General features: G+C 73.6%; 22 protein-coding genes and 1 pseudogene. 10 read left to right on the forward strand and 13 right to left on the reverse strand.

The annotated features are described in order from the left end of the window. Positions 1–4 precede the first annotated feature (4 nt). Entirely contained in the window at positions 5–1357 is a 1353-nt protein-coding gene (locus BKA00_RS07960; RefSeq protein ID WP_185024301.1) for a nucleotide sugar dehydrogenase, read from the reverse strand. A 226-nt stretch (positions 1358–1583) separates the two neighbouring features. On the opposite strand from BKA00_RS07960, the gene BKA00_RS07965 reads away from it, so the two are divergent. The 6 genes from BKA00_RS07965 to BKA00_RS07990 are packed head-to-tail and all read left to right on the forward strand — an operon-like array spanning position 1584 to position 7679. Then, entirely contained in the window at positions 1584–2381 is a 798-nt protein-coding gene (locus BKA00_RS07965; protein ID WP_185024302.1) for a hypothetical protein, read from the forward strand. After that, the gene (locus tag BKA00_RS07970; protein ID WP_185024303.1) at positions 2374–3681 is read left to right on the forward strand and encodes an aminotransferase class V-fold PLP-dependent enzyme; all 1308 of its coding nucleotides are present in this window, start codon (positions 2374–2376) and stop codon (positions 3679–3681) included. Before BKA00_RS07965 ends, BKA00_RS07970 begins: the two co-directional genes overlap by 8 nt. A gap of 1 nt (position 3682) precedes the next feature. Then, the gene (locus tag BKA00_RS07975; protein ID WP_185024304.1) at positions 3683–4801 is read left to right on the forward strand and encodes a trans-sulfuration enzyme family protein; all 1119 of its coding nucleotides are present in this window, start codon (positions 3683–3685) and stop codon (positions 4799–4801) included. A gap of 19 nt (positions 4802–4820) precedes the next feature. Next, on the forward strand, positions 4821–5774 hold the full coding sequence (locus BKA00_RS07980) for a homocysteine S-methyltransferase family protein (protein ID WP_185024305.1): 954 nt from the start codon (positions 4821–4823) through the stop codon (positions 5772–5774). 37 nt (positions 5775–5811) lie between these two features. Then, on the forward strand, positions 5812–6810 hold the full coding sequence (gene rfbB / locus BKA00_RS07985; RefSeq protein WP_185024306.1) for a dTDP-glucose 4,6-dehydratase: 999 nt from the start codon (positions 5812–5814) through the stop codon (positions 6808–6810). Then, complete coding sequence (locus BKA00_RS07990; RefSeq protein WP_185024307.1) at positions 6807–7679, forward strand: class I SAM-dependent methyltransferase; 873 nt, start codon at positions 6807–6809, stop codon at positions 7677–7679. The genes rfbB and BKA00_RS07990 overlap by 4 nt, the downstream gene beginning before the upstream one ends. Positions 7680–7710: 31 nt before the next feature. On the opposite strand, the gene BKA00_RS07995 is transcribed toward BKA00_RS07990, so the two are convergent. After that, a complete protein-coding gene (locus BKA00_RS07995) occupies positions 7711–8430 on the reverse strand; it encodes a hypothetical protein (RefSeq protein ID WP_185024308.1) in 720 nt (239 codons plus the stop codon). A gap of 405 nt (positions 8431–8835) precedes the next feature. Here BKA00_RS07995 and BKA00_RS08000 point away from each other — a divergent pair, with 405 nt between their 5' ends. The 4 genes and pseudogenes from BKA00_RS08000 to BKA00_RS08015 all read left to right on the forward strand — a co-directional run bounded on the left by BKA00_RS08000 (position 8836) and on the right by BKA00_RS08015 (position 13734). Further along, a complete protein-coding gene (locus BKA00_RS08000; RefSeq protein ID WP_185024309.1) occupies positions 8836–11730 on the forward strand; it encodes a M36 family metallopeptidase in 2895 nt (964 codons plus the stop codon). A gap of 248 nt (positions 11731–11978) precedes the next feature. Further along, positions 11979–12571 (forward strand): annotated as a pseudogene (locus tag BKA00_RS08005) (lytic polysaccharide monooxygenase auxiliary activity family 9 protein). Positions 12572–12667: 96 nt separating this feature from the next. After that, positions 12668–13318: a TetR family transcriptional regulator gene (locus tag BKA00_RS08010; RefSeq protein ID WP_185024310.1), complete on the forward strand. Its 651-nt coding sequence runs from the start codon at positions 12668–12670 to the stop codon at positions 13316–13318. A 2-nt stretch (positions 13319–13320) separates the two neighbouring features. Next, the gene (locus BKA00_RS08015) at positions 13321–13734 is read left to right on the forward strand and encodes a phosphomannose isomerase type II C-terminal cupin domain (RefSeq protein ID WP_230299181.1); all 414 of its coding nucleotides are present in this window, start codon (positions 13321–13323) and stop codon (positions 13732–13734) included. Here BKA00_RS08015 and BKA00_RS08020 read toward each other — a convergent pair. From BKA00_RS08020 to BKA00_RS08070, 11 genes are all read right to left on the reverse strand, one after another. Beyond that, positions 13719–14789 carry an ABC transporter ATP-binding protein gene (locus BKA00_RS08020; protein ID WP_185024311.1) on the reverse strand — a complete coding sequence of 357 codons (1071 nt, stop codon included), beginning with the start codon at positions 14787–14789 and terminating at the stop codon, positions 13719–13721. The two genes, BKA00_RS08015 and BKA00_RS08020, sit on opposite strands and share 16 nt — an antisense overlap. Then, positions 14786–15820 (reverse strand): ABC transporter ATP-binding protein, encoded by a 1035-nt coding sequence (locus tag BKA00_RS08025; protein WP_185024312.1) that lies wholly within the window; start codon positions 15818–15820, stop codon positions 14786–14788. Before BKA00_RS08025 ends, BKA00_RS08020 begins: the two co-directional genes overlap by 4 nt. A gap of 25 nt (positions 15821–15845) precedes the next feature. After that, positions 15846–16724: an ABC transporter permease gene (locus BKA00_RS08030; protein WP_185024313.1), complete on the reverse strand. Its 879-nt coding sequence runs from the start codon at positions 16722–16724 to the stop codon at positions 15846–15848. A 211-nt stretch (positions 16725–16935) separates the two neighbouring features. After that, complete coding sequence (locus BKA00_RS08035; RefSeq protein ID WP_185024314.1) at positions 16936–17862, reverse strand: ABC transporter permease; 927 nt, start codon at positions 17860–17862, stop codon at positions 16936–16938. Beyond that, positions 17862–18923, reverse strand: coding sequence for a LacI family DNA-binding transcriptional regulator (locus BKA00_RS08040; RefSeq protein WP_185024315.1), 1062 nt, complete (start codon positions 18921–18923; stop codon positions 17862–17864). The genes BKA00_RS08035 and BKA00_RS08040 overlap by 1 nt, the downstream gene beginning before the upstream one ends. Beyond that, on the reverse strand, positions 18920–20434 hold the full coding sequence (locus BKA00_RS08045; RefSeq protein WP_185024316.1) for an ABC transporter substrate-binding protein: 1515 nt from the start codon (positions 20432–20434) through the stop codon (positions 18920–18922). Before BKA00_RS08045 ends, BKA00_RS08040 begins: the two co-directional genes overlap by 4 nt. 13 nt (positions 20435–20447) lie before the next feature. Continuing rightward, the gene (locus BKA00_RS08050; protein WP_185024317.1) at positions 20448–20786 is read right to left on the reverse strand and encodes a hypothetical protein; all 339 of its coding nucleotides are present in this window, start codon (positions 20784–20786) and stop codon (positions 20448–20450) included. 14 nt (positions 20787–20800) lie between these two features. After that, positions 20801–21751 (reverse strand): DUF6772 family protein, encoded by a 951-nt coding sequence (locus tag BKA00_RS08055; RefSeq protein WP_185024318.1) that lies wholly within the window; start codon positions 21749–21751, stop codon positions 20801–20803. Then, entirely contained in the window at positions 21748–22848 is a 1101-nt protein-coding gene (locus tag BKA00_RS08060; protein ID WP_185024319.1) for an exonuclease/endonuclease/phosphatase family protein, read from the reverse strand. Before BKA00_RS08060 ends, BKA00_RS08055 begins: the two co-directional genes overlap by 4 nt. 256 nt (positions 22849–23104) lie before the next feature. Beyond that, positions 23105–24715, reverse strand: coding sequence for a monocarboxylate uptake permease MctP (gene mctP, locus BKA00_RS08065; protein WP_185024320.1), 1611 nt, complete (start codon positions 24713–24715; stop codon positions 23105–23107). Positions 24716–24719: 4 nt separating this feature from the next. Next, positions 24720–24971 (reverse strand): DUF3311 domain-containing protein, encoded by a 252-nt coding sequence (locus BKA00_RS08070; protein ID WP_185024321.1) that lies wholly within the window; start codon positions 24969–24971, stop codon positions 24720–24722. Between the last annotated feature and the right edge of the window lie 262 nt (positions 24972–25233).

Genomic DNA, 25233 nt, shown 5'->3' on the forward strand with positions numbered 1-25233 from the left:
CGGCTCACCGCCCGATCCCGCGGTAGCCGAACCCGAGGTCGCGGAGCCGCTGGATCGTCTCCGCCCGGTAGTGCATGCGCCCGTCGAAGACCAGGCACGGCATCGCGACCAGCCGCCGCAGCCTCTCAAGGTCGATGCGGCGGAACTGCCGGTGCCCGGCGAGGAAGGCGACGGAGTCGGCGCCCTCCACCGCCTGGTCGAGGTCGTCGGCGGGGGAGCCGCCCACCTCCGCCCGGATCCGCTCCCTGTCGGCGAGCGGGTCGAAGACCCGTACCTCCGCCCCGGCCGCCTGGAGGGCCTGGACCACCCCCCTGGCGGGGGTGTTGCGCAGGTCGCCGGTGTCGTTCTTGAAGGCGGCGCCGAGAACGGCGATCCTCGCCGACGCCAGGTCCTTGCCCATCTTGGCGAGGCCGTCCCTGATGACCTCGTAGGCGTACCCGGGCATGGCGTCGTTGACGTGCCGCGCCGTCTCCACCGTCCGCAGCCGGACGCCGCGGTCCCGGGCGGTGCGCCAGGTCATCCACGGGTCCTTGGTCAGGCACGGTCCGCCGACGCCCGCGCCGGGCCGCAGGATGTTGACCCGTCCGTCCCCCTTGGGCAGCGAGTTCGCCGCCGCGATCACCTCCATCACGTCGACCTCGAACAGCGCGCAGAACCGGGCCAGTTCGTTGGCCATCGCGACGTTCGCGTCGATCCACCAGTTGTTGGCCAGCTTGACGATCTCGGCGATGTCGGCCGTGGGCACGATCCGGACGGGCACGCCCAGCGCCGCCTTCCAGAACCGCGCCGCCGCCGCCGTGCCGGCGGGTCCGCACCCGCCGACGACGACCGCCAGTTCGCGCAGCTGGGCGAGCGCGTCCCCCTCGGCCAGCCGCTCCGGGCAGTAGGCGAGGCCGAAGTCCCGGCCCTCGACCAGTCCGCCGCTCTCCAGCAGCGGGACCACCAGCGTGCGCGTGGTCCCGGGGGCGACGGTGCTCTTCAGGATGACCAGCTGGCCGGTCCGCAGCCGGAGCGCGAGCTGCCGGCACACCTCCTCCAGCTGCGCGGTCAGCAGGGCGCCGTTCCCGTCGACGGGCGTGCCGACCGTGATGAGCACGACGTCGGCGTCCGCGAGGACGCCGTAGTCGGTCGTGCACGCCAGCCGCCCGCTCGCGACGAGAGGGGCCAGCGCCTCGGCCAGCCCCGGCTCGGGGATCGCGCAGCGGCCGGCCCGCAGCTCGGCGACCATCGCCGCGTCGCTGTCGATGCCGACGACGCTCATCCCGCGCCCCGCCAGCGCCACCCCGAGGCACGAGCCGATGTAGCCGAACCCCAGGATCGCGATCCGCGGGCTTGGAGAATCTGACAAGAATTCCATGGTCGCCTTCCTCGTCGTTCTCCGCGCCTTCGGCGCTGCCGGGCTTAGTTACAATATATTAGTAAAGTGATGTTGTCCCGGGCTGGCCTGCGACGCCAGCCGCTCGCACGGGTGCCGACTGCCCGTCCTTGAGGGAGCTTCCCGACATGGCCGTTGGAGTCGCCCGATCACTTGCTATATGATAGTTAAGTGAGTGACCTCGCGCTCGTGACCTCCGGAACGGGAGATGGTGACCGAGGAACGCCCTGCCGGCGTCGACCTGTCCTCGCTGGCGCAGCGCTATGCCGACCAGTGGGCCCCCGCGGGCGGGCACGGCCCCTCGATCGCCCGGCTGGCCCGCACCGCCGTCCGGCTGGACGAGGACTACTGCCGGGCCGTGGCGGCGTACTACGACCGCGCGCCCATGCGGGGCGGCGACGCGGGCCTGCGCCGGCGCTACGACCGGTTGAAGCGCCAGAACCTCCGGCAGTTCCGGTCGATCGTGGAGGCCGGCATCGAGATCGCCCCGTGGCTCGGGGAAGGGCAGCCGTACGAGGGGTCGCGGCACCTGCGCGAGAGCGTGCACCGGACCGGACGGCTCCACGTCTACCTGACCAGCGCGGGCCACGGGCCGTCCCCGGCCGCCGGCGACCACCCGCTGTCCGGGCCGTCGGGCGTCGTGGTCGACGGCGTGGAGTTCTGCCACAACGACCTGTTCCGCGCCGTGCACGACATCTTCGGGCACGTGATGCTGGGCAACGGCTTCGGCCCCAAGGGGGAGTTCCTCGCGGCCTTCTGCCACATGCACACGTACTCGCGGGACGTGCGCCCGATCCTGTTCACCGAGCAGATCGGTCAGATCTGCTGGTTCTTCTACGGCCCGCACCTCCTGGACGGCGCGGGCCGGCTGCCGGCCCCCGGCGACCCCGGCCACCTGCCGCCGGCCCGCCGCCCGTACCCCGAGCAGAAGGTCTTCGCGTTCCCGGCGCGGTTCCTCGACGCGTTCACGAGCCTGTTCCAGCCCGAGAGGAGTCCGGATGACTGACGTGATGCCGCAGGGAGGGGGATCTCCGGCACGGCTCGCGGAGCAGGCGTTCCTCCCCAGATCCATCAGGGACGACTTCCCGATCCTGGCGACCGCGCAGGGCGGCGAGCCGCTCGTCTACCTCGACAACGCCGCGACGGCGCAGAAGCCGCGGGCGGTCCTCGACGCGCTCGTCGACTACTACTCGACGGCGAACAGCAACGTGGGCCGCGGGTACTACCGGCTGAGCATGGCCTCCACCGACCGCTACGAGGAGGCGCGCGAGACCGTGCGGCAGGCGCTCGGCGCCGAGCACGCCGACGAGATCGTGTTCACCCGGGGCACCACGGACGCGGTGAACCTGGTCGCGGACGGCTTCGGCGCCCGGCTCGTCGGCCGGGGGGACCAGGTCGTCGTCACGGGCATGGAGCACAACTCCAACCTGCTGCCGTGGCGGCGGCTCTGCGAGCGGGCGGGGGCGGAACTGGTGGTCGCCCCCGTGGACGAGCGGGGCGCCGTCGACGCCGCGGCCTTCGCCGCCGTCCTCGGCCCCCGGGTCCGGATCGCGGCCGTCGCCCACGTGTCCAACGTGCTGGGCACCGTCAACCCGGTGCGCGCGATGATCGCCGAGGCGCACCGGCGCGGTGTCCCGGTCGTTGTGGACGGCGCCCAGGCGGTGCCGCACGCGCCGGTGGACGTGCGCGAACTCGACGCCGACTTCTACTGCTTCTCGGGGCACAAGGCCTACGGCCCGATGGGCACCGGCGCCCTGTACGGCAGGCGGGACCTGCTCGCGGAGCTGCCGCCCTACCAGGTCGGCGGAGGGACGGTGAAGGGGGTGAGCCACACCGAGCCCGTCCGCTACGTCCCCGGGCCCGCCCGCTTCGAGGCGGGTACCCCGAACGTCGCCGGAGCCGTCGGCCTGGCCGCCGCGCTGCGGTACGTCCGCGATCTCGGCTGGGACGCCGTGCGGCGGCACGACGAGGCGCTGGTGCGGTACGCGGTCGAGTCGCTGCGGCGGATCGGCGGCGTGCGGGTCGTCGGCGACCCCGCCGCGGAGCCCAGCGGGATCGTGTCGTTCGTCGTCGACGGCGTCCACCCCTACGACGTCGGCGGGCATCTGGACGGCCACGGCGTGGCCGTGCGCAGCGGCGTCCACTGCGCCAGCACCTTCCTGGACGAGATGGGCCTGCTCGGGACCGTGCGGATGTCCTTCGCCGTCTACAACACCGCTCACGAGATCGACGTCGTGGCGGAGGCACTGCGCACGGTGCGGCCCGGCACCTGGACCACCGACCACCCGACCACGCGGTTCCTGTGACATGCGCTTCGACACCAGGCTGGTCCACCTCGGCCAGGAACCCGACGGCGTCACCGGAGACGTGGTGCCGCCCGTCCATGTCGCGGCCACGTTCGAGCGGCGGGTCCAGGACCCGCTGCGCTACTTCTACTCGCGCGGCGAGAACCCGACGCGGGAGGCCCTCGAACGCTGCCTGGCGGGGCTGGAGGACGCGCGCTTCGCCCTCGCCTTCAGCTCGGGGCAGGCGGCGGGGACCGCGGCGCTGTCCCTGCTCCGCGCCGGCCGGAGGCTGATCGCCTCGGACGACGTGTACGGCGGCACCCGGTCCCTGTTCGCGCTGCTCGGCCGGTACGGCATCACCGTGGACCACGTCGACCTCACCGACGCGCGCGCCCTCGACGCCGCGCTCGGCGACGACGTGGACATGATCTGGGTGGAGGCGCCGACCAACCCGCTGCTCAAGGTCGCCGACCTCTCGGTGGTGTGCGAGCGGGCCCGGCGGGCGGGCGCCCGCGTGGTGGTGGACAACACCCTCGCCGGGCCGGCGCTGCAGCGGCCGCTGCGGTTCGGCGCCGACATCACCCTGTACAGCACCACCAAGTCGATCGCCGGCCACTCCGACGTCGTCGGCGGCGCCCTGGTCTACGACGACGAGGAACTGCACCGCGAGCTGTCGTCCCACCGCACCACCACGGGCGGCGTGCCCGGCGGCTTCGACTGCTTCCTGGTGCATCGCGGGCTCAAGACGCTGTCGCTCCGCACGGCGCGGCAGGTCGGCAACGCGGAGGCGATCGCGGAGGCCCTGCGGGGGTCCGCGCGGGTGGGCGCCCTCCACTACCCGGGGCTGCCCGAGCACCCGCAGCACGAGGTGGCGGCCCGGCAGATGTCGGCGCCCGGGTCGATCCTGAGCTTCGAGTACCTCGGCGATCCGGAGAAGCTCCTGGACCGGGTGCGGCTGTACGCGTGCGCGGTCAGCCTCGGCGGCGTGCGCTCGCTCATCGAGTGCCCCGCCATGATGACCCACGCCTCCGTCCCCCGCGAGGTCCGGGGGCGGCTGGGCATCTCGGACGACCTCATTCGGGTGTCGGCGGGCATCGAGGACCCCGCCGACCTGGTGCGGGACCTGATGGACGCGCTCTGAACTGCGGAGGGACGGACACATGAACGAGCTATCCGGCGGACGCCGGTCCGGAGGCGGCGGGCCCCTGTGGCTGGACGGCGCGACCGCGACCGAGCTGCAGCGCGCGGGTATGAGCGTCGACGGCCCCTGGTGGACCAACCGGGCCATGAACACCGAGGCCGACCGCACGCGGCTGCGCGGGATCCACCAGGGCTACCTGGACGCCGGAGCGCAGGTGATCACCGCCAACACCTTCCGGTGCAACCTGCGGGCGCTCACCCGCCTCGGCCTCTTCGACGCCGGCCTGGCGTGGATGGTGCACGCCGCCGTCGGCGTGGCCCAGTCGGCGGTGCGCGCCGTCCAGGACGGGCGGGCGGACGGGCCGCGGGACGCGGGCGGCCCGCTGGTCGCGGGTTCGGTGGGGCCGGTCGAGGACTGCTACCGGCCCGACCTGGTCCCCTCCGACGACGAGCTGCGCGCCGAGCACCGCTGGCTGGCGACGGAGCTGATGCGGGTGGGCGTGGACCTCGTGCTGATCGAGACGATGAACTCCGAGCGCGAGGCGCGCATCGCGCTGGAGGAGGTGCGGCGGGCGGGCGCCCGCGCCTGGGTCGGCTTCGTGTGCGACGCCGACGCCCGGCTGCTGTCGGGGGAGAAGCTGGCCGAGGCGGCCGCCGCCGCCGAACGGGACGGCGCCGAGGCCGTGCTCGTCAACTGCACCGCTCCCGCGGGCAGCGAGACGGCGCTGCGGGCGCTGCGGGACGCCTGCTCCGGCCCGATCGGCGCCTACCCCAACATCGAGGACCGCGCGGGCATCCCCCGTTCGGCGCACGTCGACCGGCACGTCCCCGCCGCGCTCGGGCCGGACGAGTTCGCCGACCTGATCGCCCGCTGGGACGCGGAGTTCGCCCTGGACGTGGTCGGCGGCTGCTGCGGCACGACGCCGGAGCATCTGGCCGCGGCCCGCGACCGGCTGGCGCGGAGCGGGCGGTGAGGGTCCGCGGCGCCCCCGGCCGGGCGCGGACCGGCTCATGAGGATCCTCGTGACCGGCGGCGCCGGCTTCGTCGGGTCCCACTACGTGCGCCGGCTCCTCGGCCCGGGGCGGGCCGGAGGCGGCGCGCACCAGGTCACCGTCCTGGACAAGCTCACCTACGCCGGCAACCCGGCCAACCTCGACCCGGTGCGCCGCGCGCCGGGCTTCGCCTTCGTCCACGGGGACGTCGCGGACGCCGCGGTGGTCGACGATCTCGTCGCCGGCCACGACGCGATCGTCCACTTCGCCGCGGAGTCCCACGTCGACCGGTCGATCCGGTGCGCGCAGGACTTCGTCGTCACCAACGTCCTCGGCACGCAGACGCTGCTGGAGGCGGCGCGGCGCCACGGCACCGCCCCGTTCGTGCACGTGTCGACCGACGAGGTGTACGGGCCGATCGGGACGGGGCGCTGGAGCGAGCGGGACCCGCTGTCGCCCGGGAACCCGTACGCGGCGTCCAAGGCCGCGGCCGACCTCGTCGTGCTCGCCTGCCACCGGACCTTCGGGATGGACGTCCGGATCACGCGGGGCTCCAACACCTACGGCCCGTACCAGTTCCCCGAGAAGATCGTCCCGCTGTTCGTCACCGAGCTGCTCGACGGGGGGAAGGTCCCGCTGTACGGCGACGGGCTCCACGTCCGCGAGTGGCTCCACGTCGACGACCACTGCCGCGCCGTGCACCTGGCGCTGACGAGGGGCCGGGCGGGCGAGGTCTACAACGTCGGCGGCGTCCCGCTGACCAACCGCGAGCTGACCGGCCGGCTGCTCGCCCAGTGCGGCGCGGGCTGGGACGCGGTGTCGTACGTCCGGGACCGCAAGGGGCACGACCGCCGGTACGCGATGGACTGCACGAAGATCGCCAAAGAGCTCGGGTTCCGGCCGCGCCGGGACCTCGGGGCCGGCCTCGCGGAGACCGTCGCCTGGTACCGGGACAACCGCGAGTGGTGGGAGCCGCTCACGATGCACGTGCCGCGGGACGTGGAGGTGAACTCGTGACGGCCGCGGACATCGACCCGGCCGCCGTCAAGCAGGGGCAGCGGGCCTCCTGGGACGCCCTCAGCTCGAACTGGGCGGCGGCGCAGGACAGGTTCGAGCTCGGGGCGGCCGCGGTGACGCGGCTGCTGCTCGACCTCGGCGGCGTGCGGGCGGGCCACGCGGTCCTCGACGTCGGGACCGGCCACGGGGAGCCCGCTCTGACGGCGGCCCGGCGGGTGGGGCCCACCGGGAGGGTGACCGGGGTGGACATCTCCCCGGCGATGCTCGACCTGGCCAGGCGCCGGGCCGAGGGCACGCCCAACATCGGGTTCGCCGAGGCGGACGTGGAGTCCATCGACCTGCCCGCGGGCTCGTTCGACGTCGTGCTCAGCCGCTGGGGGCTGATGTTCGCGGTGGACCGCGTCGCCGCCTTCCGCGGCCTCGCCCGGCTCCTGGTCCCCGGCGGCGTGCTCGCCGCGGCGGTCTGGAGCGAGGCGCCCAGCGCGCCGGCGATCTCGCTGGGCTTCCGGGTGCTGAGCGAGCGGCTCGGACTGCCGCCCCCGCCGCCGGGCATGCCGGGCCCGTTCAGCATGGCCGACCCGGAGCGCCTCACCGCCGAGGTCGCCGCGGCGGGGTTCACCGACGTGTCGGTGACCGAGTTCGCCGTGCGGTTCCCGTTCGACTCCGTCGAGCAGTGCGTCGCGTTCACCAAGGCCGTGACGCCGCCGATGCTGCTGGGGAAGGTCGCGGAGCGCTTCGGGTCCGCGGACGACCCCGGCACCTGGCAGGCCTTCGCCGACGCCACCAAGCCCTACCGGTCCAGCGGCGGCGCGTTCGCCCTGCCGTCGACGGCCCTGATCATCCGGGCCGTCGCCCCGGCCCGGGACTAGCCCGCCGGCTCCGCGCCGGGGCCCGGCGGCGTCACGGTGCGGGCGGCGGGCAGCGGCGGGGCAGCGCGACCCTGCCCGGGCCGTGCTCGAAGCTCGACATCACCAGCCACTCGTCCAGTTCGGGGTCGTACAGGTTCTGGAGGCCGAACTGCAGCACCTGCCAGAAGGTCGTCGGATCGCGTTGGTCGACGTAGACGTCGCCGAGCGCGATCGGGAACCTGAGGTGCTTCCCCGGAGGCAGTTGCGGTGCGACGACACCGACCCGCCAGTGGTCGACGTACCGCTGCGGCCTGCGCTGCAGGATCTCCCGCCCGACGAACCGCGCCGTCCTGAGTTTCCGGTTGAGGACGCCGAGGTCGAATCCCGGGATCCGCGAGCACCGGTGGTCGCTGAGGCCGGGCCATTTATAGGTCAGGGTGTAGAGGGAGTTCTCGTAGATGAGGTTCGTGAACCAGATCGGGTATCCCGGGCCGCCCGCGATCATCTGGCTGTTCCCGTCCCTGCCCGCCCAGGTGAACGGGACCGTGATACCGAGATCCCGGACGATCCATTCGCCGGTGCCGTGGAAGTCTCGCGGGAGTCGAGGCGGCGGGGGCGTGCGCGGGCCGGCCCCCTTCGCGGCCGCGGCGTCGCCTGACGGTCGAGGCCCGACCGGGGAGGCGTGGGCGGGCCCCGCGGCCGCCGGGGCCACGGCGACCGATCCGGCGAGCACCCCCAGCGCGGCCGTCCGGCGCGATCGTGTCCAGTTCATGGTTCTCCCGGCGCCGCGTCGCGCGCGGGTTCCGGCGCGGCGTGTTGAACGCGGCGATCATCCTGCTCCCTCCCCGGCGCCGGGTGGGCGAAGACCACAGGCAGGTCAGGGTCTGTTCTCGACCCGGTGAGGGGGCATCGGCGTCGCGACGAGCGGTGGCCGGGCCCGGTCAACCGGTCGGGCGGTCGCGGCGGCCGTGGCCGACCGGGGGCGACCAGGCGCCTGACGTGGGATTTTCGAGGAAACGGCGGTGTCAAGGGCGAAGACCGCCGCACGGCGACACGTCGTAAATGTGGTGATTCGCCATAGGTGAGTGGTGTGAGCGCTGCTTGTCTCTAGATCGGCCGGGTGTCCCCCCGGCCGATCCCCCCGAGACCGGGCCCTTCGGCCCGCCTCCAGGAGGCAATGGTGCCCAGGAAGCGCTGGACCACCGTGACCGCTCTGGCGGCCACCGGAACACTCCTCACCGCCGCCCTCGCGGTTCCCGGACGGGCCGAACCGCCACCTCCCCGCCCGCGCCCGCCGGGAGAGGGCACCGAACCGGCCGACAAGGACGCCCGGCCGGGGCGGCTGGCCCCGACGAGCCGCCAGGTGGGCGCCGCCCGCGGCGTGACCGTGCGGTGGAACGGGCTCGGCACCCCCGCCTCGGTGACCGATGCCGAGCCCCTGGCCGGCGGGCTGCCCGGGGATCCGGAGAAGGCCGCCCGCGCGTACCTGGCCGGGCACCGGGACCTGTTCGGCCTCGACGCCGCCGCCGTCGGCGCCCTGGAGAAGGTCGCCGTCAACCCGGTCGGCGGCGGCGCGGCCGTGCTGCTGCGCCAGCGGTTCGGCGGCCTTCCCGCCGGCTACGACGGGCTGGTGGCGGTGGGGGTGGCCGGCGGCGAGGTCGTCTCGGTCACCTCGACCCTCTCCCGGGACGGCGCCGCCCCGGCGCCCGCCGTGCTCTCCCCGAAGGACGCGGTGGCCGCGGCCGGGCGGGACGCGGGCATCTCCGCCTCGGCCGGCGACCCCCGCAAGGCGCGGCTCGTCGCGGTGCCCACGGCCGAGGGCGTCCGCAGCGCCTACCAGGTCACGCTGATGGACGCCTCCGGGGCGGAGCCGAAGGCCGTCACCTCCTACGTCGACGCCCGGACCGGCTCGGTGCTCGTCCGGGAGAACCTCGTCGACCACGACAGCGACAACCCGCGCTGGGCGGTGTTCCCCGCGACCCCGTCCGGCGACTACTCCTCCCGCGACACCCGGGAGACCTGGTGCTTCGCGCCCGCGGCGGGGTGCCGCGCCGTCGGCGGCGACCCCTCCAGCGGACGGCCCTGGGACGTCGACCCCGCGACCGGCGCGCCCAGCGCGACGACCGTGGGCAACGCGGCGAGGTCGTACGAGAACCGCGCGAGCAGCGACCCCTTCACGGTGGGGACCCGCACCAGCGCGCCGAAGCCCGACCGGAACTACACCTACCCGTGGACCAACCAGTGGCACACGGGCAAGTGCGACCCCGCGACGTTGGACAGCCCGCAGGAGGCGGACCTGGAAGCGGCCATGTCCAACCTGTTCGTCCAGCACAACCGGATGCACGACTGGTCGTACCGGCTCGGGTTCACCGAGTCGGCCTGGAACATGCAGGCCGACAACGGTGAGCGCGGCGGGCTCGGCGGCGACCCCGAGCAGGGCAACGCGCAGGCCGGGGCGCGCTTCCCGACCGTCCGCGACAACGCCAACCAGATCACCCCGCCGGACGGGACGCCCGCCATCACCAACATGTACCTGTGGCAGCCGATCGCGGGCTCGTTCTACCCGCCGTGCGTCGACGGCGACTTCGACATGAGCGTCATCGGCCACGAGTACACCCACGCCATCTCCGGCCGCATGATCGCCGGACCGGACGCCGGGTGGAGCGGGCCGCAGGCGGGCGCCATGAACGAGAGCACCTCCGACCTGTTCGCCATGGAGTACCTCAACGAGTACGGGCTGCGCCAGCCCGGCCGCACGCCGTACGTCATCGGCGGGTACGTCACCGGAGACCGGCGCGCCGGGATCCGCAACTACGACATGAGCCGGAGCCCGCTGAACTACGCCGACCTCGGATACGACCTCGTGGGCACCCAGGTCCACGCCGACGGCGAGATCTGGACGGCCACCCAGTTCGACCTGCGCCAGGCGTTCGTCCGGAGGTACGGCGACGGCAGCGCCGCGTCGCAGCGCGGGTGCGCCGACGGGACGGTGCCGGTGGCGAAGTGCCCGGGCAACCGGCGCTGGGCGCAGCTGTCGTTCGACGCGCTGCTGCTCATGGCCGGCGGCGCGGTCAGCTACGTCGACCACCGCGACGCCCTGCTGGCCGCCGACACCCTCCGCTTCGGCGGCCGAAACCACGAGATGATGTGGAAGGTCTTCGCCGAGCACGGCCTCGGGAAGGACGCCGCCAGCAACGGCCCGGCCGACGCCGACCCGGCGCCGAGCTTCGCCTCGCCCCTGTCGCGCAACGCCCAGGTCCGGCTCACGCCCCTCGGGGACGCCAAGGGCGGCAAGGTGCGCCTGTACGTGGGCGACTACGAGGCCCGCGCGGTCCCGGTCGCCGACACCGACCCGGCGACCCCGCTCGGCGACACCGTCGCGCTCACCCCGGGCCGGTACTCCTTCGTCGCGGTGGGCGCGGGCGTCGGGCACCGGAGGTTCACCGCCGCGATCGGCGCGTCGCAGCGGACCCTGCCGGTGGCGATGTCCCGCAACGAGGCCGCGGGCGCCAACGGCGCGACGGCGGCCGGCGACGGCGCGTCGCAGGCCGCGCTGCTGGACGAGACGGAGGCGACCAACTGGCAGTCGGTGACGGCTCCGGTCGCCGGACGCCAGGTCACCGTGGACCTGGCAGGCGACCGCCCGGTCAGGGTCGGCCGGGTGCAGGTGAGCGCGCTGCTGCGGCCAGCGGTGGCGGGCGACCCGGAGGGCGCGGGCGGCACGCAGAACCGGTTCACGGCGCTGCGCGCCTTCCGGCTGCTGGCCTGCGACGCCTCCAAGGGGGACTGCGCTCAGAACGCCTCGTACCGCACCGTCTACACCAGCCCGTCCGACGCCTTCCCGGCCGACCGGCCGCGGCCCACGGCGCCCGACCTGATCATGCGCTCGTTCGACCTGCGGGACGTCACCGCGACGCACCTGCGCCTCGAGGTGGTCTCCAGCCAGTGCACCGGCGCGCCGGCCTACGCGGGGGAGCAGGACGCCGACCCGCGGTCGGCCACCGACTGCGGCACCGCGAGCCCGAGCGCGGGCATCGTGCGGACCGCCGAGCTCCAGGCGTTCGCCCGGTAGGAGCGGCCGGGCGAGGCGGGGGGCGGCGAGCGTCCGCCCCCCGCCTCGCCGTGTGCGGCGGGGGAGGCCCGCGGCTTTGCGATGCCTGCCAGGGGCTTGTCTCCGCGTGCCGGGACCCGACCGGTCCGGTTGACGGAGCGGGAGGGCGCCGCGATTTTCTAAAAGGAAGGTTTCCTTAGAGTTAGCCTCCGGGCCGGCTCCCCTCCGCCTCCAGGTACGCCGTACCTCCCCCGCCAAGGAGAAGCAGGATGCCAAGGAAGACCAGCCTCGCCGTGGCCGCCGCCGTGACCGCCGGGCTGCCGCTGGCGCTCGCCGTGCCGGCCTGGTCCCACGGGTACACCACCTCGCCCCCGAGCCGCAGCTACCTGTGCGGGACGCACCAGGTCCGCAACTGCGGCCAGATCCAGTGGGACCCCGACGGCGTCGAGGGCCCGAAGGGGTTCCCCAGCGCGGACCGGGCGACGGGAGGATCTGCGCCGGCGCCGACGGGCGCTGGGCGCCGCTCGACGACCAGCGCGGCGGTACCGGGTGGCCCGCGACGAGGGTGACCGCCGGCCAGTCGTTCGCCATCAGCTGGCAGTTCACCGCGGCGCACGCCACCACGTCCTTCCGCTACTTCCTCACCAAGGACGGGTGGGACGCCACCAGGCCGCTGACCCGGGACGCTCTGGAACTCACGCCGTTCCTCCAGCAGAACTACAACGGGCGGCCGCCCTCCGGCCAGACCACCCACACCGGGACGCTCCCGCAGAGGCACGGACGGCACCTCATGCTCGCCGTGTGGGACATCGCCGACACCGGCAACGCCTTCTACCAGTGCTCTGACCTCGACTTCGGCTGACCCGCCCGCGGGCGGCCGGCCCGCGGCGGGCGCGCCTCCCCGCCCGCGGGCCGGCCGGTGTTGTCACCGGGTAACACCCCCGGATACCGTGCTGTCATGACGAGTGCGGCGGGCCGGCCCGGACCACGGCGCGACCCCGGCCGCCGCCGCGCCCTGCTGGAGGCGGCCGACCGGGTCATCCAGCGCGAGGGGCCCGAGGCGTCCATGGCCGCGATCGCCGCGGAGGCGGGGATCAGCAAGCCGATCCTGTACCGCCACTTCGGCGACAAGAGCGGCCTCTACCAGGCGCTGGCCGAGCGGCACACGCGCAAGCTGATCGAGGGCATCCGGGACGAGTTCTCCCGCGGCGACCCGATCCGCGACCGCACCCGCACCACCATCGACACCTACCTGGCGACGATCTCCAAGAACCTCAACCTCTACCGGTTCCTCATGCACCGGGCGAGCGCCGAGGACACGGCCACCCACAGCGCGATGAGCACCATGATCCGGGACGTGAGCCGGGAGCTGGCCGAGGTGATGATCGCCGAGGGGGAGATGGCGGACCGCACCCGCGCCTACGTGTGGGGGCACGCGATCGTCGGCATGGTGCAGACGGCCGGCGACTGGTGGCTGGACCACGCCGACGACGTGCCGCGCGAGGCCGTCGTCGACGGCCTCGTCGACCTCGTCCTCGGCGGGCTGCCCGCCGCCGCGTCCGAAGCCCGCGGTCTCCGGCCGCCCGACGACCCGCGACCCCCGAGGTGACCGTGCAGACCGACGTGCCGACCGGCGCGCAGACCAGCGCGCAGACCCAGGCCCGCGGCGGCCCGCGGCCCGAGCCGGCCGTGCGGACCGAGCGGCGGCCCTGGGGGCGCTTCGAGCGCTTCACCCTCAACGAGCCGTCCACCGTGAAGATCATTCATGTGGAGCCGGGGCAGCGGCTCAGCCTGCAGCGGCACCGCGACCGCGACGAGCTGTGGGTCGCGCTCGACCCCGGCGCGGTGTTCGAGGTGGCCGGGCGCCGCATCCTCCCGGAGGTGGGGGAGCGGGTCCTGATCCGCGCCGGCGACGCCCACCGGCTCGGCTCCGACGGCCCGGCCGTGCGCGTCATGGAGATCGCCTTCGGCCGGTTCGACGAGGACGACATCGAGCGCATCGAGGACGCCTACGGCCGCGCCTGACCCCCGCGGGCGCCGTCGTCCGGCGCCCGTCCCCCCGCGGGCGGGGCCGTCGTCCCGGCGCCGTCGGCGAAGTGGCAGGCCACCGCCTGGGGCAGCCCGTCCCGCGGGACGAGCGCCGGCGTCTCCCGCTCGCAGACGTCGGCGGCCATGTAGCAGCGGGTCCGGAACCGGCACCCGCCGGGCGGCTCGGCCGGCGACGGCACCTCCCCGCGCAGCACGATCTCCCCCGCGTCGTCGCCGGGCCGGTCGTGGACGGACGGCGCCGCCGACAGCAGCGCCCGCGTGTAGGGGTGCTGCGGGTCCCCGAACACCTCGGCGGCCGGCCCCTGCTCCACGATCGTGCCCAGGTACATGACGGCGACGTCGTGGGCGATGTGCCGGACGACGTCCAGGTCGTGGGAGATGAACAGGTACGCCACGCCCAGCTCGGACTGCAGGTCGGCCAGCAGGTTGAGGATCTGCGCGCGGACCGACACGTCCAGCGCGGACACCGCCTCGTCGCACACCAGCAGCTTCGGCCGCAGCGCCAGGGCGCGCGCGATCGCGACGCGCTGGCACTGGCCGCCCGACAGCTGGTGCAGGTGCCGGGGGCCGTGCTCGGGGCCGAGGCCCACGAGGTCGAGGAGCCGGGCCACCTCGGCGTCCTCCCGGTCGCGCGGCACGATCCCCGGATGGACGCGCCAGCCCTCGGCGACGACGTCGGCGACGGTCATCCTCGGGTTCAGCGACGTGTAGGGGTCCTGGAACACCATCTGCAGGTCGCGGCTCATGCGGCGGCGCCGGCGGGGCGGGACGGACGCCAGGTCCGCGCCCGCGAACTCGATCGACCCCGCGAACGCGGGGCGCAGCCCCACCACGGCCCGCGCGAGCGTCGACTTGCCGCAGCCCGACTCGCCGACGACGCCGAGCGTCCGCCCGGCCCGCACGGTCAGGTCGAGCCCGGCGACGACGGGCACCCGCCGCCGCCCGAACCCGTGGCGGCCGGGGCGCTCGTACCCCGCCTCCAGGCCGCTGACCCTGAGCACGACCTCGGTGTCCTGCGCGGTGGCCGTCATCGGGGCTCCTCGCTGTGCTGGGAGGCGACGACCTCCGCGGAGTGGTGGCAGGCGACGGCGCGGTCGCCGTCCCCGGTGAGCGGCGGGTCCTCGGTGCGGCACCTGTCGGTCGCGAACGGGCAGCGCGGGTGGAACGCGCAGCCGCCGGGACGGTTCCGCGGGTCCGGCGGGACGCCGTCGATCGGCTTGAGGCGCCCGCCGGACCCGGCGTCCGGCATGGCCTCCAGCAGGCCGAGCGTGTACGGGTGGGCGGGACGCGTGTAGACGGCGTCCAGCGGGCCCCGCTCCACGATCCGTCCGGCGTACATCACCGCGACGTCCTGCGCGACCCGCGCCACGACGCCGAGGTCGTGCGAGACCAGCAGCGTCGCGAGGTCCGCCTCGCGCTGCCGCCGTGCCAGCAGCCGCAGGATCTGCGCCTGCACCGTGACGTCGAGCGCGGTGGTGGGCTCGTCGGCGAGCAGCACCGACGGGCCCAGCGCCAGCGCCATCGCGATCACGGCGCGCTGCCGCATGCCGCCGGAGAACTCGTGCGGGTGGTCGCCGTAGCGTGACTCGGCACCGGCGATGCCGACCTCGCGCATCAGCGCGACCGCCCGCTCCCGGGCCTCCCGCCGGCCGAGGCCGAGGCGCCGCCGGAAGGGCTCGGCGATCTGCGGGCCGACGGCGAAGCCGGGGTTCAGCGCCGCCATCGGATCCTGGAAGATCATCGCGACGCGGCTGCCGCGGGTCTCGCGCCAGCGCCGGGCCGAGAAGCCGCCCGTGTCCTCGCCGTCCAGGACGACGGCGCCGGAGGTGACGCGCGCGCCGGGCGGCAGCAGCCCGATGAGGGCGAGGGAGGTCAGGCTCTTGCCGCTGCCCGACTCGCCGACCAGGGCGAGGACGCGGCCGCGCCGCAGCCGCAGGTCGACGCCCCGCACGACCGGCGTGACGTGCCGGCCGGAGCGGAACCCGATGTGCACGTCGCGCAGCTCCGCGGCCACGTCCCCGGACGCCGGGGCGTGCGCGTGATCGACGGCTTGAACGGTCATGTGCGCCTCCAAGGGATGTGCGCCATCAGATCTGCGAGCGCGGGTCGGACAGGTCGCGGAAGGCGTCGCCCACGAGGCCGACGCCGGTGACGACGGCGGCCAGCGCGATCGCCGGCATCGTGGAGATCCACCACGCCGAGCCGAGGTAGTCGCGGCCCGCCGAGACGGTCGCGCCCCACGACGCCTGGTCCGGCGGGATGCCGAGGCCGAGGAAGCTCAGCGACGCCTCCGCCACCATGACCAGGCCGATCTGCACGGTCGCGGCGACCAGCAGCGGCTGCCAGCACGACGGCAGCACGTGCCGGAACAGGATCCGCGCGTGCCCCGCGCCGAGCACCCGCGCCGAGTCGACGAACTCCAGGTCCCGGGTCGCGAGCGCGGACGCCCGCACCACCCGGGCGAAGATCACCCAGCGGGTCACCGCCAGCGTGATGACGATGTTGGTGACGCTCGGGCCGAGGACGCCCGCGATGAGGATGGCGAGCAGGATCGACGGGAACGCCAGCTGCACGTCCCCGAACCGGGACAGGACGGCGTCGGTCCAGCCGCCGAAGTAGCCGGACACGAGCCCCGCCACCAGTCCCGCGGCGCCGCCGATGAGCACGGTGGCGGCGCCGACCAGCAGTGACACGCGGCTTCCGGCGAGCAGCGCCGACAGCATGTCGCGCCCGACCTGGTCGGTGCCGAGCCAGGCGACCGACCCGTCCCCGAGCCGGGCCCCCGGCGCCAGCAGCCGGTGCGGCAGGTCCGTCGCGGCCGGGTCGTAGGGCATCAGCAGCGGCCCGAACACGGCCGCCAGGACGAACAGCCCGACGACTGCGAGGCCCGCCCACGCCCGCGCGGGCAGCCTCCTGCGCCGCCGGGCCGCGGGGACCGCGACCGCGGCGGGAGCGATGGCACTCATGCTTCCTCCTTGTGGGGGACGATCCCCCACGCCCCCTGGTTCGCTGCGCTCATGCGTTCTCCGGGTGGGGGGGCGACCCCCCACGCCCCCTGGTTCGCTGCGCTCATGCGTTCTCCGGGTGGGGGGGCGACCCCCCACGCCCCCCGGTTCGCTGCGCTCATGCGTTCTCCGGGTGGGGGGGCGACCCCCCACACCCCCCGGTTCGCTGCGCTCATGCGTTCTCCGGAGTGAGTCGTGGATCGAGGGCGACGCACAGGACGTCCACGAGGAGGTTCAGCGCGATGTAGGAGACGGTGATCGTCACGATCGCGGCCTCGACGACGGCGTAGTCGCGGTTGGTGATCGCGTCCACCATCAGCGAGCCGATGCCCGGCCAGGAGAACACGACCTCGATGATCACCGCGTTGGCGATGAAGTTGCCCATCAGCAGCCCGAGGACGGTGACGACGGGCAGCGCGATGTTGCGCGCCACGTGCACGTACATCACGGCGCCCTCGCCCGTCCCCTTCGCGCGGGCGGTGCGGACGTAGTCCTTCCCGCTCTCCTCCAGCGCGCCGTTGCGGACGAGCCGGGCCAGCCATCCGACGAACGGCAGCGCCAGCGTCACCGAGGGCAGGATCACCGCCTCCGGGCCGCCCCCGGCCGTGCTCGGCAGCCAGTTCAGCTGGCGGGCGAACAGCAGGATCAGCACGATGCCGAGCCAGAACGACGGCACCGCCTGCCCGACCAGCGAACCCGTGGAGACCAGCAGGTCGAGGATTCTGCCGGGCCGCCGCGCGCACATCATGCCGAGCGGGTAGCCGGCGGCGAGGGTGATGACCAGCGCGAGGGAGGCCAGCGTCAGGGTGGCGGGGAACCGGTCCAGGACGGCGCCCATCGCGCCGCCGCCGAGCCGCCACGAGTCGCCGAAGTCGCCGCGCAGTATCTCGCCCATGTGCGCGAGGTACTGCCGCCACAGCGGCTCGTCCAGCCCGAAGTCGGCACGGACGGAGGCGAGCTGCGCCGGGCTGGCGTCCGGCCCGAGGATCAGCGTCGCGGGGTCGCCGGGGACGACGCGCACGACGAGGAAAACGACCGTGATGGCCCCCCACGCCACGATGAGGGCCTGACCGGCGCGCCTCAGCAGGAACCGTCCCATCAGCCGCCTCCGTTCGCGGTCCGCGACGAGGCGCGGACGACCAGTTCCGCGGGCAGCAGGGTCTGCCGCGGGGAGCCCGCGCCGGACTCGCCCGACATCCGTTCGAGGAGCCGGTCCACCGCGGCGGCGCCGACGTCCGCGGCCGGCAGCCGCACCGTGGTGAGCGGCGGCGCGAGGTAGGCGGCGAACGGGTGGTCGCCGTGCCCCGCGACGCGGACGTCGCCGGGGATGCTCAGCCCGTGCTCGGTGAGCGCCCGGTACACGCCGAGCGCGAAGTAGTCGTTGCCGGCCAGGACGGCGGCGCCCGGCCCGACGCGGGCGGCGAGCCCGCGCCCGATCTCGTAGGAGTCCACCGGGTCCCACGGCTGCGAGCTGGCCTCCCGGCGCCGGGTCGGCACCTTCACCATGTGGTCGTCGCGGACCGCGATGCCGTGCTCCTCGAGCACGGACCGGAACCCCCGGACGCGTTCCGCGACCGGCGAGATGTCCAGGTCCTCCTCGACCAGGTACAGGTCGCGGGCCCCCTCGGAGACGAGGTGCTCGGTGGCGCGCCGCGCGCTGTCGTAGTAGTCGACGCCGACGAGGTCGGTGTCGAGCCCCGGCAGGTCGCGGTTCACCAGGACGACGGGCGTCCCGGACTTGCGGAGCCGGTCCCAGTGGTCGATCCCGTGCTGGACGGGCACCGCCAGGACGCCGTCCACGCCCCAGCGCATCAGCTCGTCCACGACGCGCCGCTCGTTGTCGACGCTGTCCTCGGTGACCATCAGCATCAGCGAGTAGCCGCGGACCCGGCCGCGCTCCTCGATCGCACTGATCAGACGCGTGTAGAAGGGGTTGGACGGGTTGGTGATGACCAGCCCGAGGGTCATCGCGTTGCCCTGGACGAGGGACCGCGCCATGGTGTTGGGCACGTACCCGAGGCGCTCGGCCTCGGCCCGCACCCGCTCGCGGGTCTCGGGGCTGACCGCGTCCTTGCCGGCCAGGGCGCGGGACACCGTGTTGACCGACAGGTCGAGGGCGGCGGCGATGTCCCGCAGGGTGGCCCTGCGGCGGGGTGTCATGGGTTCCTCCTGACCGCGGACAGGTCCGGCTGGTTGTTCGCCGCCGGGGTGAAGCCGGAGAGCCCGGTCCGCAGCCCGTAGGCGGTGGTGAGCGCGGCCGGGAAGACCCCGACCGCGTCGTCCCAGATCGTCTTGCAGGCCCGCGCGTACAGCTCCTCGCGCCGCCCGGGGTCGGCGGCCTGCCCGGCCTCGGCGAGCACCGCGTCCAGCCCGGGGTTGCGGTAGCCCATCCGGTTGGCCTTGGAGGTGTAGAGCCGGCCGAGGGTGAACGCGGCGTCGCCGGTCGTCACGGTGTTGGTCTGCAGCTCCATGTCCCAGTCGAGGGAGTTGAGGCGCTGCAGCCACTGGGCCTTCTCGATGCTCTGCGGCCTGACCTCGACCCCGATCCGCGCCCACGCCGAGATCATCGACTGGGCCAGCTCCCGGGCGAGGGGACCGGTGGCGTCGAACCACATCATCGTGGTCTCGAAGCCGTCCCCGAGACCGGCGGCGCGCAGCGCCGCGCGGGCCGCGGCCGGGTCGTACCGGTAGGGCGCCTGCTCGGCGTAGCCGAAGACGGTCGAGGGAATCGGCGCCCGCATCCGCTCGGCGCCCGCGCCGAACAGCTTCCCGACGATCTCCTCCATGTCGAGCGCCTGCCACATCGCCCGCCGGACCCGCGGATCGGTGAACGGCTTGCGGCCGCAGTTGAACCACGTGAGGTAGTAGGTCCAGCTCGGCACGGTCTGGACCCTGACGCCGCGCCGTCCCCGCACCTCGCCGAGCTGGTCGGACGGGACGGGCCACAGCAGGTCCACGTCCCCGTTGCGCAGCGCCGTGATCGCGCTGGAGGTCTCGGCGATGAACGGCATCGAGATGCCGGGCAGCCCGGCGCGGCCTCCCCAGTACCCCTCGAACCGGGCCAGCTCCACGTTGGTCGACGGGGTGAACCCCGTCACGCGGAACGGGCCCGATCCCACGGGTCGGCGCTTCTGCGCCGGGTCGGCCACGCGCCGGGCCGGCACGATGAACAGCAGCGTCAGGTTCACCGGCAGGGTGCCCATGGGGCCGTCCGTCACGAACGTGACGCGGTGGTCGCCGTCCGCCCGCGCGGACTTCACCGTGGCCCACAGCGCGGACTGCGCCGACTTCACGGCCTTGGTGCGCTCCACGCAGGCGACGACGTCCCGCGCGGTCAGCGGGCTCCCGTCGTGGAAGCGGACGCCGGGGCGCAGGTCGAACACCCACGTCGTGTCGTCCGTCCGCCGCCACGACGTCGCCAGGCCGGGCGCGAGCCGCCCGCCCTCGTAGCGGACGAGCGTGTCGAACACCAGCCGCTTGACGATCAGCGACGCCTCGTCGACCGCCGTCCCCGCGTTGTAGGGGTCGAGGTCGGTGACCGGCTGCCCGAACGCGGCGCGCAGCGACCCGTCCGGCCCGGCCGCCGCACCGGGCGCCGCGCAGCCGCCGAGCGCCACGGCGGAGGCGGCCAGACCGGTCAGGGCGAGGAACTCGCGCCTGCGCACGTCCATGACGGCTCCTCTCTCAGCTCTTCAGCGCGAGGTAGATCATGACCTTCGCCGACGCCTCGCCGCCGGCCTCGCCCTCGACGGCGCCCTTCAGCCGCAGCCAGCCGCCGAAGCCGGACGACTCCCAGGTGACGAGGTCGCCGGTCAGCTCCCGCTCGGCGTCGAGGTCGCACCAGTGCAGGCCGTCGGGGGAGACCTGCGTGGTGACCCTCATCAGGGCGCCCGTCCCGGTCCGCTCCAGCGTCCGGACGAACCAGCGGGCCTCCGCGGCCCACGCCACCTCGTACGGTTCCGTGGCGAAACCGCCCGCGAGGGTGCGGTTGCGTTCCAGGACCGCCGTGAACGACTCGCGCATGCTCTGGGGGCTCCTCACCAGTCGACCGAGATCAGGACGGAGTCCAGGTACAGGAAGTTGCGCACGTCGGTGTGCGTCCTGACCGAGACGTAGAAGTTCAGCAGGTTTCCGAGGGAGCCGTACTCCTCCTCGTACGGCGGCACCGGCACGTCGCGCATGTCGTAGACGGTGTCGTTGACCTGCAGTTCGACGTTCGAGCGCGTGCTGGTGTCGATCACCCAGCGCACGTAGTGCCAGTTCACCTTCGTGGGCACTTCGTTGTAGCAGAGTTCCTGGGGACCGCCGAACGGCTTCCAGTCGTCCGGGTCCGGGGCGGTGAAGTCGGCCGTCGGCGGCAGCTTGAGCTTGCCTTCGAAGTGCTCGCGCGGGGTCGGCTCGGGCACCGTCGGGTACACCCACTCGCGCCGCATCCGGTTGTCCAGGTCGGTGTTCAGGTAGCGGGCGACGCAGTGGTAGCGGACGCCGTCGCAGATGTCGGTCGCGATGGTGAAGGCGCCGAACTGCTGCTCGGACGGGTGCAGGTTCGCGTCCCACTCGCCGGCGCCCGCCTTGTGCGCCGCCTGGTTCTCCTCCGAGGCCGCCTCGGTCTTGAACGTCAGGTACGCCTCGAACTGCACGCGCCCCCGTCCGGCCATCGTGAGCCGCCGGATCGCGACGCCGGTGTGCCCGGCGACCGGTCGCGTCGCGACCTTCAGCGCGTACGTCCCGGACATCGCGCCGTGCGTGCCGACGTCGAAGAAGTTGCAGGAGCTGAGCTGCGGCGGCCGGAAGTCGCGCATGTGGTCGTCCACGGTGTCGAGGTTCCCGTGGCCGTCGTAGTTGCCGAGCAGCTCGATCCAGCCGTGCGTGCCGGTGTTGAACTCGTCGTGGACGAGGATCCGGTCGAGCGGGTTGAAGCGGGACAGGGCGGGGTCGGCCCGGCGCAGTTCGGCGGCCAGCGACCGCTCGCTCGCGGGGGTGCTCATCGGGTGGGCTCCTGAATCCTCACGGTGGCGTGCACCATGTTGTGGTCGGACCGCAGCAGGTCGCGGGGCTCGCCGGCCTGGGCGGCGGTCTGGGGGACGAGCGTCCACTGCAGGACGCGCGTGCCGTTGCGGACGAAGATGTGGTCGATCTTGTCCTCGGACCTCGGCAGCGGGATCTTGCCGCCGTTGAACGAGGCGTACTCGGCTCCGCTGCGGCGGTTCGCGGGCGCGGACTCGAACGAGTCGGCGTAGCCCACGTCGGAGAAGGCGTCGTAGGCGCTGTGGCCGTCCTCCTTGGACGCCGAGTTCATGTCCCCGGCGAACACGATCGGCAGCTTCCGGGTGTAGGCGTTGTCCCGGGTGAGGTACTCGGCCGTCCGGCGCGCGTCGAGGTAGCGGACCTCGTCCCAGTTCTTGGTCCAGCCGTTGGGGTCGGTCGCGCCGTTCTTGCGGTACTCCAGGTGCATGTCGACGACCACGAACCGCAGCCCGGAGCGCAGGTCGCGCAGGGTGTTCCAGGTCATCGTCTTGCCGTAGATCTCGGTGGAGTCCGGCAGCCACAGCAGGTCGTGGGGGAGCGCGCGGCCGCGCTCGTCCAGGTGGGAGAACCTGCGGGCGTCGTAGTAGGTGAAGCGCCCGGCGCCGGACTTCAGCGGGTAGCCCGCCTGCGGGTGCCTGGTCCCGGCGTAGTCGGCGGGCGCCTCGGCGTACCCGCGGGCGCTCATCGCCTTGGTCAGCGGGGCGCGGAACGACTCGACGTCCACGCCGGGCTGCGTCGGCGTGGGGTTGTTGCCGATCTCCTGGGTGACGACGACCCCGGCGCGCGCCCGGACGATGTCGTCGGCGACCCGCGCGGCGCGCCCGTCGGCCCAGGGCTCCAGCTTGGTGGCGCAGTCGCGCCCGATCGTGTCCACGCAGGCCTGCGTGGTCGGCAGGCATCCGTGCCCGCAGGTGTTGTAGGTCGCGATCCGCAGGTCGATCTTGCGGTGCGGGCCCTGCGCGGCCTGCGCGCCCGCGGCGGGGACGAGCAGCGCCGCGGCGGCGAGGCCGGCGGTCAGGGCCGCCAGGGGGCGGGCGGGGGGACGCGGTGGCCTCATACGAGGAGCCCTTCCGTTGTCGGGGGCGTCACATTAACGTTAACGTGATCGTTCACACACCATGGATGTTCACCTATCCGCCTGTCAAGAGCCGAAAAGAAAACGACCCGACCGTCCGCGTGAGCGGACGACCGGGCCGTCGCCATGCCGGTCGGAGGTGCGGGCGGCCACCGCGGAAGGCGCGGGCGGCGCCGCCCGTCCGCTCCCGGTCAGTCCGGGGAGCTTGACGCGGCGGCGCCGCCGGTGGCCTGCCGGATCAGGTGCTCGCCTCCAGTTCCAGGTCCTTGACCCGGGGGTCGCCCTCGTCCGCGAGGTAGTCCGCCGCGCGCGTCGCGTCCTTGCCGTCCGCGAGCTTGGCGGCCCTGCAGACCAGGGTGCCGGCGACCGCGACGACCACGTTGACGGCGAGCGCCAGCATGCCGACGTACACCGTCGTCTTGGTGTCCAGGCCGAGGTCGCTCAGCGGGTAGGCCGAGCCGCCGAAGTGCTCCTTGCCCTTCACCGGGTTCGGGATCCGGTACAGCATCCACAGGCCGGCCGCCATGCCGGCGGCCCAGCCGCCGATGAGGGCGCCGCGGTGGAACCAGCGCGTGACCAGGCCCAGCCCCACCGCCGGGAGGGTCTGCAGGATGATGACGCCGCCGATGAGCTGCAGGTCGATGGAGAACTCGGGGTCGAGCGCGAGGATGCACACGACCGCGCCGGCCTTGACGATCAGCGAGACGAGCTTGCTGACGGTCGCCTCCTCCTTGGCGTCGGCGTCGCGGCGGATGTACTCCTTGTAGATGTTGCGGGTGAACAGGTTCGCCGCCGCGATCGACATGATCGCCGCCGGGACCAGCGCGCCGATGCCGACGGCGGCGAACGCCACGCCGGCGAACCAGTCGGGGAACATGTGGTCGAACAGCATCGGGACCACGGTGTTGGTGTCGGGCTTGCCGTCCGTGCTGACCGGCTTCACGCCCGCCGCGATGGCCATGTAGCCGAGCAGCGCGATGAGGCCGAGCACGAAGCTGTAGGCGGGCAGCGCCGCCATGTTCCGCTTGATCACGTTGCGGTTCTTGCTGGCCAGCACGCCCGTGATGCTGTGCGGGTAGAGGAACAGCGCCATCGCGGAGCCGAGCGCCAGCATCGCGTAGTTCAGCTGGCCGCTGCCGGCGATGGTGATGCCGTCGCCGGGCGCGGGGGTCTTGTCGAACTTGGCCTTGGCCGCGTCGAAGATGTCGCCCCAGCCGCCGAGCTTCGCCGGGATGTACAGCACCGCGACGATGATGACCAGGTAGATCAGCACGTCCTTGACGAAGGCGATCAGCGCGGGCGCGCGCAGCCCGGACTGGTAGGTGTAGGCCGCGAGGATCACGAACGCGATGATGATCGGCCAGTGCCCGTTCACGCCCATCGTCTTCAGCACCGCCTCGATGCCGACCAGTTGCAGCGCGATGTAGGGCATCGTGGCGACGATGCCGGTGACCGCGATGACGAGCGCCAGCGTCGGGGAGCCGAACCGGGCCCGGACGAAGTCGGCCGGGGTCACGAAGCCGTGCACGTGCGAGACCGACCAGAGCTTGATCAGTACCAGGAACACCAGCGGGTACACGACGATCGTGTACGGGACGGCGAAGAAGCCGGCCGCGCCCGCGCCGAACACCAGGGCCGGGACGGCCACGAACGTGTAGGCGGTGTAGAGGTCGCCGCCGATCAGGAACCAGGTGACCCAGCTGCCGAAGCTCCGGCCGCCGAGGCCCCACTCGTCCAGGCTGTGCATGGAGTCGGGTCGCCGCCACCGGGCGGCGACGAAGCCCATCCCGCTGACCAGCAGGAACAGGACCGCGAAGACGATGATCTCGGTGAGGTGGTCGCGTGCCATCGGCTCAGCCCCGCTTCTTCGTCATCTGGTACACGAGGACGGTGCAGGCGACGCCCAGCGGGATGAAGGCCAGCTGGATCCAGTAGAAGGCGGGGAAGCCCGCGAGGCGGGGCTCGTCGTTGTTGTAGAGCAGCGTGAGCAGCGGGAGCGCGACGGGAACGATCAGGAGCCAGTTCCAGGGGCTCCGGTCGGTGCGGTCGGCGTCCGGCGGCGGGGGCTGGGTCGGAGTCGGTTCCCGGGAGTCGTCGGGAGTCATGGGGTCCTCCTCGTTTCGCCCGCGCACGGTCCGCCCAGGTCGTGTGACGGAACCGTGCCGGGGGTGCGGCCGGGCGAGCCTACACACGCCCTGGTCACAGGCGGATATCGGCCGCGGCACGACTTCGGTGGATCGCTCCACGCCGGGAAGCGCCAGGTAGGGAACGGTGCGCCCGTGGTAATCTCCCCGCATGCGAACCGCAGCCTCCCGGTGGTGGTGGCGCCGCTGAGGCGGTGCCGGTTCGCGCGTGTTCACGACCAGG

Origin of the sequence: Actinomadura coerulea, from assembly GCF_014208105.1 — a bacterium.
Taxonomy (GTDB): Bacteria; Actinomycetota; Actinomycetes; order Streptosporangiales; family Streptosporangiaceae; genus Spirillospora; species Spirillospora coerulea.